This is a genomic window from Anaerosporobacter sp. (genome assembly GCF_031551385.1).
Classification (GTDB): domain Bacteria; phylum Bacillota; class Clostridia; order Lachnospirales; family Lachnospiraceae; genus Anaerosporobacter.
On the sequence record NZ_JAVBNS010000142.1, the window covers coordinates 1 to 2,634 of the forward strand.

Sequence of the window (2,634 nt, forward strand, 5' to 3'; positions counted from 1 at the left end):
ATTATTACGAGCCTGATAGCAGGAAACAAGAGATTAAGATTGGTGCGAAGGTTGCTGATATATTGAACGAATCGGGAGTTATTGAGATTCAGACAAGACAGTTTAACAAACTTCGCGGGAAATTGGCTACATTTTTGCCTGAGCATTCGGTTACGATTGTTTATCCGATTGCATATAATAAATGGTTATGCTGGATTGATGAAACAACTGGAGAAGTAACGCCGAGAAGAAAGTCGCCGAAAAAGGGGAAACCTCATCAAGCTTTTATAGAATTATATAAGATAAAAGAATACTTGAATAACCCGAATTTTCATCTAAAAATCGTTATGGTTGATATAGAAGAATATCGTTTTCTAAATGGCTGGAGCAAGGATAAGAAGAAAGGTTCTAGTTGCAGTGACAGAATACCAATCGGACTTCAAGAAGTGATAGCGATTAATTCGGTATCAGATTATAGCAGACTGCTGCCAGATGAATTACCAGAGCAATTTACAACAAAAGACTATGCGAGGATAGCGAAAGTGCCTATAGGATTGGCACAGGTGGCTTTGCATGTTATGTGTAGTGTTGGGGCAATTAATCTTGTTGGGAAACAAGGTAGATTGAAGTTGTATGAACGTGGAGTGGTTGATGCAGGATGAGGAGATGAATAATCGGCAGTATGCCAAACAGGTAAGGTTTACCTCCACTATTGAAACACCAAAAACAGAATTAAGATATAAAAAATAAAAAAGGGCTATAGCAAAAAGAAATTTTTCTATCCTATATAGTGACATTATAAATGTATCACGATATATTAGGGCTAAAATGTATTTTGCTATAGTCCTTATTCTATTCTAAAAGTTATGTTTGAGATAGTATTTCTGGATTCAAGAAATTATTTAATCACACCAAATACATCTTTCAATGCAGGGTAAATCGTAACGAATTTCTTGTATTGTTTCTCGTATGCATTGACTAATTCCGTATCAGGTTCAACAGAGTCGATTACTTGAATTAATTTACTTGCTGCTTCTTCAACAGTAGCATATTCTTTGCAACCAACACAAGCAAGAATGGCAGCACCGAAAGCAGGGCCTTCTTCACTGTTAATTGTATCTACAGTAACGTTCATAACGTTAGCGATAATCTTTTTCCATAATGGACTCTTAGCACCACCACCATTAATACGAGTTCTCTCGATTTTAACACCAAGGGAACGAGCAATCTCAAGGCAGTCTCTTAATGAGTAAGCAACACCTTCTAAAACAGCTTGTGTCATATCAGCACGAGTTGTATTCATTGTCATACCGATAAATGTTCCTCTTGCGTCTGGATTGTTGTGTGGAGTTCTTTCTCCCATTAAGTATGGTAGGAAGAAGATATTGTTCTCACCTAATGTTGTAATGTCTTTTTGTTCTGCAGCGTAATCTTTTGTTCCGATTACTTCGTCCATCCACCATTTGTTTGAAGCAGCGGCACTTAATGTTACACCCATAAGGTGGTATTTTCCATCTGCATGAGCAAATGCGTGCATTGCATTGTTATCGTCTACTGCAAAGTTTTTACTTGCGATAAATACAACACCTGATGTACCAAGAGAAATATTACACATACCATCACCAACTGTACCAGTACCAACAGCAGCAACAGCTTGATCACCACCACCGATAATAACATTTACAGTGGAAGGGAAGTTTAATTCTGTAGCAACTGATTCTTTCACAGTACCGATAACATCAGCACTTTCATGAATCTCAGCTAATTGTTTTTCATTAAGACCAAGAATAGAAATCATGTCTTTTGACCAGCATTTATTCTTAACATCAAGAAGAAGCATTCCAGAAGCATCCGATACGTCCGTGCAGTGATTTCCTGTTAAACGATATGCTAAATAGTCTTTTGGTAACATAATTTTTTCGATACGAGAGAAATTTTCTGGTTCGTTATTCTTAACCCAAAGAATCTTAGGAGCAGTGAAACCAGTAAGAGCTACGTTTGCAGTATACTGAGATAATTGTGCTCGTCCAATTTCATTGTTTAAGTAGTCACATTCCTTTTGTGTACGACCGTCATTCCATAGGATTGCTGGACGGATAACTTGGTCATCTTTATCAAGAATAACAAGTCCGTGCATTTGACCACTAAAGCTTAAACCATTGATTAATGTAGTGTCGCATTCTGCAGTTAATTCTTTTAAACCAGCAATCGTTGCATTGTACCAATCCTCTGGATTTTGTTCCGACCAACCTGTTTGTGGGAAGAAGATTGGATATTCTTTTGAAACAATTTTCTTAATATCTCCTGTTGCGTCCATAAGTAGAAGTTTAACTGCTGATGTACCTAAATCAATACCGATATATAACATATAAATACCTCATCCTTTCTATATTTGAGTACTCGTAGGGGGTAAAAAAAGAAGAATGTTTTCTTTTTTTAATCTACGATGCACAATGTTTGTTTATTCATTAAACTATATACTAAACATACTATAAAATAGATATTTTGTCAATGAAATACTGGCGTTTTATTGGAAAAATGCATAAAAATGTTACTGTGATTATTTGATTATTTTGCAAAAAGAGTAACCAAAAGTTTCGAAATAAATGGGAAAATATCGATAAAGTCTACTAATTAAGTTTTTTTTATTGTATA

General features: G+C 35.6%; 2 protein-coding genes. One reads left to right on the forward strand and one right to left on the reverse strand.

The window, feature by feature from the left end; translation table 11 throughout:
- On the forward strand, nt 1-641 hold a 641-nt coding region (locus RMR19_RS11800; RefSeq protein WP_310603690.1), incomplete at its 5' end, for a hypothetical protein.
- A 236-nt stretch (nt 642-877) separates the two neighbouring features.
- On the opposite strand, the gene xylB is transcribed toward RMR19_RS11800, so the two are convergent.
- Nucleotides 878-2,347: a xylulokinase gene (gene xylB, locus RMR19_RS11805; RefSeq protein WP_310603691.1), complete on the reverse strand. Its 1,470-nt coding sequence runs from the start codon at nt 2,345-2,347 to the stop codon at nt 878-880.
- Nucleotides 2,348-2,634 lie beyond the last annotated feature (287 nt).

Excerpts from the sequence above, each read along its gene's own strand:
- xylB (WP_310603691.1), bottom strand. The coding sequence starts at position 2,347 with ATGTTATATATCGGTATTGATTTAGGTACATCAGCAGTTAAACTTCTA.